Raw genomic sequence first — 7,872 nt, 5'->3', positions numbered from 1 at the left:
ACAAAAAGCCCGCCACGGTTCACACCGTGGCGGGCTTTTTCGTATCCGGCGGGTTTAGAACGCGCCCATGTAATCGCGCTTGCCGACTTCAACACCGTTGTGACGCAGGATCGCGTAAGCGGTGGTGACGTGGAAGAAAAACTGCGGCAGGCCGTAGGTCAGCAGGTAAGCCTGGCCACTGAAGCGTTTTTCTTTCGGGGTGCCTGGACGAGTAACGATCTCGATACCTTCCTTGCCGTTGATTTGTTCAGGTTTGATACCGTCGATGAAGGACAGCACCTTGGCGATCAAGGCTTGCAACTCGGCGAAGGTCACCTCGGTGTCGTCGTACTTCGGCAATTCGACTTCGGCCAGACGGGCAGAAACGCCTTTGGCGAAATCAACAGCAATCTGCACCTGGCGTACCAGCGGAAACATGTCCGGGTACAGACGCGCTTGCAGGAAGGCATTCGGGTCGATGTTTTTTGCCGTGGCGTGGGCTTCAGCCTTGTTCAGAACATCGCTCAACGCGTTGAGCATTTGCTTGAAGACCGGAACGGAAGCAGCGTACAGAGAAATAGTCATGGCAGTCTCGTTGGGTGGCGGGTGTTGTGAAAGGGGTAAATCGTGGCGCGATTATAGCCATGCTTGAGGCTCCGTGCGGCTTGTCTTTGATTGCGCAAGTCGCCGTTCAGCCTGCCGGCAGATCCAGTCGATCACCCCCCACGTTTCCAGGTCCAGCGTTCGATAGTGAGGCTCAAGTATCGGAACTCTCCTGAGGGGCAATGCCCGAACTGGACTCTCTTTGCCAGGCTCGCTGCAAAAGATCGATGACCTCTTCGTCCGAGGTCTGGGTGAAGTTCATGTACCAATAGCCGATCGAAATCAGCCACTCGGGAATGAGCGGGCAAACCAGCTCATCCACTTCGTTGCGCAGCGCCTCTAGCGTCTCGAGTGGTGCCACCGGCACGGCCACTACGATGCGAGACGGCGTTTGCAAGCGCGCGGCGTGGATCGCGGCTTTCATTGAGGCCCCTGTCGCCAGGCCATCATCGACCAGAATCACCACCTGGTCCTTGAGCGCCACTGGCGCACGCGTTGCGCGGTAAACACGCTCACGACGCAACAGCTCCCGCGTTTCCCGTGCGACCACGGCATCGAACGCGCCCTGATCAATCGGGTGAGCCCGCAGCGTATTTTCGTTGACGATTTGTATGCCGCCGCTGGCAATTGCGCCCATGGCGTACTCCTGCTGGGACGGAACCCCCAGCTTGCGGACCAGCATCAGATCCAGGCGAACCTCCAGGGCCGTGGCGATCTCATAGGCAACTGGAACCCCGCCACGGGGTAAGGCGAGGACGATGACATCGGCTCTTTGAGCGTATTGACGCAGCGGTGCCACCAGACTTCGGCCGGCAGCAGCCCGGTCGTACAAGAGGGTTTGCTGTGAGTGAAGATATGTCATTTGGAAACCTCCTGAGGCAATCACGCCTGTCGGTTCGCATCGCACGGCCTTGACCTCTGATTAAGAGCGGCGAGCGCTGGGTTCGGATCAGCTTGCCTTTCTTCACCCGATATTATCGGGCCGCCCCCGCGCAGCGGCTGCAAGCAGACGACAGTTGGTTCACTTGCCACGATTACCGATATGTTCGGGCTGATGGCGTCTAGAATCCTATTCAAATGCCCATGGGGTTAAGGATTGAACCGCCACGCATCGTGTCCCTTTCCCCTGAGTCAAGGCCATGAAGAAGAATCACCAGTGGAACCTTTCCTACTTCGCTATCACCTTTCTGGTTCTTGCACTCGCTCAGCTTTTTTTTGTAGAGCGCCATTCTGTGCAGAGCATCCCCTACAGTCAGTTCCTGCAACTGGTGGGCGAGCATAAGGTCAGCGAGCTGCGGGTCGATAAGGACCAGATCAGCGGCAAGCTGCAAGAGCCTATCGACGGCCACGACCTGTTCACCACCGTGCGAGTCGACCCCACGCTGGCGGCCGAACTGGCTCCATCAGGTGTCGGTTTTTCCGGAGTCAGCGAAAACACACTGTTGAACGGGCTGCTGGGTTGGCTGCTGCCCTTTGTGATGATTATGGTGCTCTGGCAATTCCTGTTCCGCAGCATGGCCGAAAAACAGGGCATTGGCGGGCTGATGAACATCGGCAAGTCGCGGGCCAAGGTATCGGTCGAGCGTGATACCGGCGTCACCTTCGCCGATGTAGCGGGCATTGATGAAGCCAAGGCCGAGCTGGTGGAAATCGTCTCGTTCCTGAAGGACAAGGCCAAATACACACGCCTGGGAGCCCATATTCCCAAGGGCACTCTGCTGGTCGGCCCACCTGGCACCGGCAAGACCCTGGTGGCCAAGGCTATCGCCGGTGAAGCCGGCGTGCCGTTTTTCTCGATTTCCGGTTCCGCATTCGTCGAAATGTTCGTCGGTATCGGTGCCGCTCGAGTGCGCGACTTGTTCGAGCAGGCACGGCAAGCAGCACCTTGCATTATTTTCATCGACGAACTCGACGCCCTGGGCAAAATGCGCGGTGTCGGTGCGTTTGGTGGCAACGACGAAAAAGAGCAGACCCTTAACCAGCTTCTGGCCGAACTGGACGGTTTCGACCCGCGCGAAGGTGTGGTCCTGCTGGCGGCGACCAATCGGCCGGAGATACTTGATCCAGCGCTGTTACGGGCCGGTCGCTTCGACCGTCAGCTCGTGATCGACCGCCCCGATCGAAAAGGCCGACAGGCCATCCTCACGGTCCATCTGAAAAAAATCTCCGTGGCTCACGACATTGACTGCGAACGCATCGCCGAAATCACGACAGGTTTCACCGGTGCGGACCTGGCGAACCTGATCAACGAAGCCGCCATTGTTGCCACCCGTCGGGGAGGCCAGACCGTCAACCTTGACGACTTCACTGCCGCGGTAGAACGCATCGTCGCGGGTGTCGAACGCAAGAGCAGCCTGTTACGGCCTGATGAGCGCCTGGTGGTGGCCTATCACGAAATGGGGCATGCCCTGGCCGCTGGCACCTTGCCCGGGATGGACCCGGTACATAAAGTCTCGATCATCCCCCGCTCCATTGGCTCGCTGGGTTATACCTTGCAGCGACCCACCGAGGATCACTTCTTGATCAGTTGTCAGATGCTCAAGGATCGAATCGCCGTACTGATGGCCGGTCGGGCTGCCGAGTTCATCGTCTATGGCCAGATCTCCACAGGCGCAGCCGACGATCTCACCCGGGCGACCGACATCGCCCGGCAGTTGATCACCCGTTTCGGCATGAGTGCCGAACTCGGTCAATCGGTACTGGAACGGCAAAATCCTACCTATTTGGGCGAACACATGGCCGGGTTTGGCCAGAAGGACTATTCGGAGCAAACCGCGCGGGAAATTGACCTGGGCATCCGCGCCTTGCTCGAAGAAGCCTATAACCGTGCCAAAGCGCTGCTCGACAGTCGTCGGGCCGACCTGGATGCCGGCGCCCGCCTGCTGCTGGAAAAGGAAACCCTGACGCCCGAAGAGTTCCCACCCTTGATGCCCCTCAAATCCGCCCCTGATGGTTCGCCATGATTGAGGTCCGCCTGCCACTGTGCGTTAAGATTGCCGCACTCACCTCCCTCAACGAGGTTCTGCTCGCCGAGAACCGGGTTCTGAACGTCAAACAGAACGACTTGAAGGGGGGTCGATCTGGCCTGAAAAACAAGGGTCTGTTGCTAAATTATGGAGTAAAAAATGGAAGTAACGGTTAGCAAGGGTCCAGAAAGCATGAGCACCGAACAAGAGACGTCTACCGATGAACTGCGGCTGAGCAGCACGGAGCTGCGGATTCTCGGCTCTTTGATCGAGAAACAGGCGACCAGCCCGGAAACCTATCCGCTGACCCTCAATGCGCTGGTCATCGCCTGCAACCAGAAAACCAGCCGGGAACCGGTGATGAATCTCAGCCAGGGCCAGGTCGGGCAAAGCTTGCGTGCCCTTGAAGGTCGTGGCTTCACCAGGCTGGTCATGGGTAGCCGCGCCGATCGCTGGGAGCATCGACTCGACAAGGCGCTGGAACTGGTACCGGCCCAGGTCATTCTGGCCGGTTTGTTGTTTCTGCGCGGTCCGCAGACGGTCAACGAACTGCTGACGCGCAGTGGCCGCATGCACGACTTCGAAGATGCCGAACAGGTTATCCATCAACTGGAACGCTTGATTGCTCGCGGTCTCGCGATGTTGCTGCCGCGCCAGTCGGGCCAACGCGAAGACCGCTACATGCACGCGCTGGGCGACCCGGCCGATATCGAAACGATCCTCAGCGCCCGCCAGAATCCGGCGGAACGTGGCGCCAGCAGCAGTGTTTCGGTGGAACGCATCGAAGAGCTCGAAGCACGAATTGCGGCACTTGAAGAGCGTTTGGCCCGCCTCGAGTAACACCGCAGCTGTTATGTAGCGAGGGAGCTTGCTCCCGCTCGGCCGCGAAGCGGTCGTAATCCGGCAGTCGCGTTCCATCTGAATACTCGCGGAGGCTGCTTTTAGGGTCGCTTCGCCCGAACGCGGACCGACCCGCGGGAGCAAGCTCCCTCGCCACAGGTTCGCTCCCAATCTGATCTGCTAACTGCGGGCGAATGCCACTGCCTTCTGGAACTGCTCATCGCTGGGGCGCACGCCGGTGTACAGCACAAACTGTTCAAGCGCTTGAATAGCGATCACTTCAAGCCCGGTGATGACCCGCTTTCCAGCGGCACGAGCCCGCACGATCAGCGGCGTTTCCGACGGAATCGCCACCACATCGAAAACTGTATGCGCCGCATCGATAGCTTCGGCGTCGAAAGCCAGATGATCGGCTTCTGCTCCTCCGGTCATGCCAATTGGCGTGACGTTGACCAGCAGCTGCGGGCGCTCGCTACCCAGGTCTGCTTGCCAGCGATAACCCAGCGAATCCGCCAGGGCACGGCCTGCGCTTTCGTTGCGCGCCACGATCGATCCGTTTTTATAGCCACCGTCGCGCAAGGCGCTGGCCACCGCTTTGGCCATCCCGCCACTGCCGCGCAAAGCGAATGTCGATTCCTGCGGCACAGCATGGGTTTTCAGCAACTGCTCGATGGCGATGTAATCGGTGTTGTAAGCCTTGAGGTGGCCGTGGGTGTTGACGATGGTATTGATCGAGGCAATGGCCGCGGCTGACGCGTCCAGCTCATCGACCAGCGCGATACAGGCTTCCTTGAAGGGCATCGACACGCCGCAGCCGCGAATACCCAGCGCACGAATCCCGCCAACCGCCCCGGGCAGGTCCTGGCTGCTGAAGGCCTTGTAATAGAAGTTCAGGCCAAGTTGCTCATACAAATGGTTGTGGAAACGCAGACCGAAGTTCCCGGGGCGCCCAGACAGCGACATGCACAGTTGGGTATCTTTGTTCGGGTTCATCCGCATGTGAATCTCCTGCAAATTGCACTTTCAGATGGACGGGATTAGCCAGCCCGTCGAGTTTGTCCGATCATAGTGAGGTGTCTGGCCCGGCGGGTGTAGCAAGGTAAAGATGCCGGTACAGACCTTACACAATATTTACTCAGACGCGTCGCAGTTTTACCAAAAAACGTTGTCTGAAAGTTATCCCCCGCGACAATCCTTGGGTCTATTGCAGGTTCAAGCGCCGGGACGAAAACACGAGGAATTATCATGATCCGCAAACTCCCTGTAATAGCCTTGCTGGTCGGTGCATTTGCTGTCGCCGGACAGGCGCAGGCCCATGGCTACTATGGCCACGGTGGTGGCTGCTGCTGGGGCGGGGGCTGGGGTGCACCGCTCGCCGTCGGCGCTGTGGTAGGCGCCGTGGTAGCGGGATCAGTCGTCGCCAACTCGCAGCGTCCGGTTTATGTACAGCAACCGGTCTACGTTCAACCGCAGCCAGTCTATGTTCAACCGCAGCCGGTGTACGTCCAGCCAGCACCGGTTTACGTCCCGCCACAACCGGGGTACTACATTCAGCCTCGTTACTAAGGCCCGTGCTGGCAATCACTACAGGCAACACAACACAGGCCCCGCCTCGAAACGGGGCCTGTTTTTGTTCCACTGTTTGAACCATGTCTGAATAAATCTCGCCAAGGTCGCTGCCGGGACAGTGACTGCGGTTAAATTTGACATGATTGATCCGACGAATGCCCTGGCTTCAACGCAACAACCGTCATATTTATGTCATGACAGTTCAGCAAGCTCTGAATTGTCCGTAATAAACGGTTCATAAAAACAAGGACGACCCTTATGCCCACGCAAAACCCGCACCGCATTGTTGGACTCTGTACCTCAAGCAAGGTCTATAACGCATTGACCGAGCTCAAGCACCTGGAAGGCCATCGCAGCGCCAAGTTTCTCTCGCTGCTGGCCGATAACCTGGTGCGCAAAGGCCTGCTCAATGACCATGAAGTGATGAACATGCTCGACCAGGTCGTCGACTGACAGCGGCTGTCGCCTCAAAGGCGTCAATGTCCACTATCGAGAGCGTTGATTTTCCGTATAACCGCTGGGTCAGTAAGGTAGCTCCATAGATTGATGGAGGTACTTATGCCCAAGGTTCAGATCATGTCCGTTATCGGCAGCGCCGTTCCTGCACCGCTCAGAGAGCTGGGATTGCTCGCCTGTTGGTACGTGGTTCAGGACGGCGTCGCGATCAGCGGCCCGCTCACTTCACTGCCTGCCGCCCAGGCCCTGTCGCAACGTATCGGTACCTACGCGCTGAGCGCTTAAGGCAACTGCATACGCGGCTTGGTTTCGATGTACAAGGCCCAACTCGACATAAACAGCGCGGCGATCAACGGCCCAATGACAAAACCATTGAGACCGAAGATCGCCAGACCGCCCAAGGTCGAAATCAGGACCAGGTAATCCGGCATCCGGGTGTCCTTGCCCACCAGGAGCGGCCGCAGTACGTTGTCCACCAGACCGATCACGAACACTCCGAACAAGCCCAGCACCACGCCCTGCCAGATCGCGCCGCTGAGCAAAAACCAAGCCGTCACCGGCGCCCAGACAATCCCCGCCCCGACCGCTGGCAACAGCGACAGAAACGCCATTATCACCGCCCAGAGCAATGCGCTGGGAATGTCCAGAAACCAGAAAATCAAACCACCCAGCGCGCCTTGTGTGATCGCCATCAGCAAGTTGCCTTTGACCGTGGCTCGCACCACGCGATTGAACTTGAGCTGCAAACGGCGTTTTTGATGTTCCGCCAATGGCACAGCCGCACGGACCTCGCGCGCCAGTTCGGCACCGTCGCGCAGAAAGAAGAACAGCAGATAGAGCATGATGAAAAAGCTCACCACAAACTCGAAAGTACCCTGACCGAAGCTGAACGCCTGACTGGCGAAAAACTCACTGCCCTGCATCGCGCTCTTGACGATTTTCTCGCGCAAGGCGTTGAGCTCTCCCATGCCAAAGCGGTCCAGCAGGTGCTGGAAGTACGGTGGCAGGCTGTGTTTGAACTGCGCCAGGTAGCCGGCGATATCCAACTGGCCGCTCTCGATATTCTTGTAGAGGTTCGCCCCATCCTGCACCAACAGGACGCTCGTAATGATCACCGGCAAAATGGCAATGACCAGACAAATGCCCAAGGTGCAGAGCGCCGTCAGATTGCGGTTCCAGCCAAACTTCACTTGTAGTCGACGCTGCAAGGGCGCGAAGACAATGCCAAGAATCACCGCCCAGAACACCGCACCGTAGAACGGTAGCAGAATCCAGATGAACGCTGCGGTCACCAACACCAGCAGCACCAGCAGTGATTTGTCTCGCACAACGGTTTGCTTCATGTCCGATCCCTGCCAGTAACACGCAGACACTGGCTGTCTCGTTAGTCAGGCACGTCACGCCCGAGCGCCCTGCTTTGTTCATCAAGCATAGATCCAGATCAATAAACGCCCGCCGC

9 protein-coding genes are annotated in these 7,872 nt (G+C 58.2%); 5 read left to right on the top strand and 4 right to left on the bottom strand.

What is annotated here, in order from left to right; genetic code table 11:
• Window positions 1–54: 54 nt before the first annotated feature.
• The gene (locus tag NTD87_RS19610; protein ID WP_262115847.1) at window positions 55–564 is read right to left on the bottom strand and encodes a DUF1993 family protein; all 510 of its coding nucleotides are present in this window, start codon (window positions 562–564) and stop codon (window positions 55–57) included.
• Window positions 565–736: 172 nt separating this feature from the next.
• A complete protein-coding gene (locus NTD87_RS19605) occupies window positions 737–1,444 on the bottom strand; it encodes a phosphoribosyltransferase (protein WP_262115846.1) in 708 nt (235 codons plus the stop codon).
• 277 nt (window positions 1,445–1,721) lie between these two features.
• Here NTD87_RS19605 and ftsH point away from each other — a divergent pair, with 277 nt between their 5' ends.
• The gene (gene ftsH / locus NTD87_RS19600) at window positions 1,722–3,545 is read left to right on the top strand and encodes an ATP-dependent zinc metalloprotease FtsH (RefSeq protein ID WP_262115845.1); all 1,824 of its coding nucleotides are present in this window, start codon (window positions 1,722–1,724) and stop codon (window positions 3,543–3,545) included.
• A gap of 195 nt (window positions 3,546–3,740) precedes the next feature.
• On the top strand, window positions 3,741–4,388 hold the full coding sequence (locus NTD87_RS19595; RefSeq protein WP_262115853.1) for a YceH family protein: 648 nt from the start codon (window positions 3,741–3,743) through the stop codon (window positions 4,386–4,388).
• Window positions 4,389–4,568: 180 nt separating this feature from the next.
• On the opposite strand, the gene NTD87_RS19590 is transcribed toward NTD87_RS19595, so the two are convergent.
• Entirely contained in the window at window positions 4,569–5,387 is an 819-nt protein-coding gene (locus NTD87_RS19590; protein ID WP_262115844.1) for a shikimate 5-dehydrogenase, read from the bottom strand.
• 246 nt (window positions 5,388–5,633) lie between these two features.
• On the opposite strand from NTD87_RS19590, the gene NTD87_RS19585 reads away from it, so the two are divergent.
• The 3 genes from NTD87_RS19585 to NTD87_RS19575 all read left to right on the top strand — a co-directional run bounded on the left by NTD87_RS19585 (window position 5,634) and on the right by NTD87_RS19575 (window position 6,698).
• Complete coding sequence (locus NTD87_RS19585; RefSeq protein WP_262115843.1) at window positions 5,634–5,954, top strand: hypothetical protein; 321 nt, start codon at window positions 5,634–5,636, stop codon at window positions 5,952–5,954.
• A gap of 261 nt (window positions 5,955–6,215) precedes the next feature.
• On the top strand, window positions 6,216–6,410 hold the full coding sequence (locus NTD87_RS19580; RefSeq protein ID WP_262115842.1) for a hypothetical protein: 195 nt from the start codon (window positions 6,216–6,218) through the stop codon (window positions 6,408–6,410).
• 105 nt (window positions 6,411–6,515) lie between these two features.
• Window positions 6,516–6,698 (top strand): hypothetical protein, encoded by a 183-nt coding sequence (locus NTD87_RS19575; RefSeq protein ID WP_262115841.1) that lies wholly within the window; start codon window positions 6,516–6,518, stop codon window positions 6,696–6,698.
• Here NTD87_RS19575 and NTD87_RS19570 read toward each other — a convergent pair.
• Window positions 6,695–7,756, bottom strand: coding sequence for an AI-2E family transporter (locus NTD87_RS19570; protein WP_262115840.1), 1,062 nt, complete (start codon window positions 7,754–7,756; stop codon window positions 6,695–6,697). The two genes, NTD87_RS19575 and NTD87_RS19570, sit on opposite strands and share 4 nt — an antisense overlap.
• Window positions 7,757–7,872: the final 116 nt, after the last annotated feature.

Source organism: Pseudomonas sp. 6D_7.1_Bac1 (assembly GCF_025465945.1).
GTDB lineage: Bacteria > Pseudomonadota > Gammaproteobacteria > Pseudomonadales > Pseudomonadaceae > Aquipseudomonas.
Note: the sequence above shows the minus strand (reverse complement) of the source record. Positions and strands in the feature narration are given on the sequence as shown.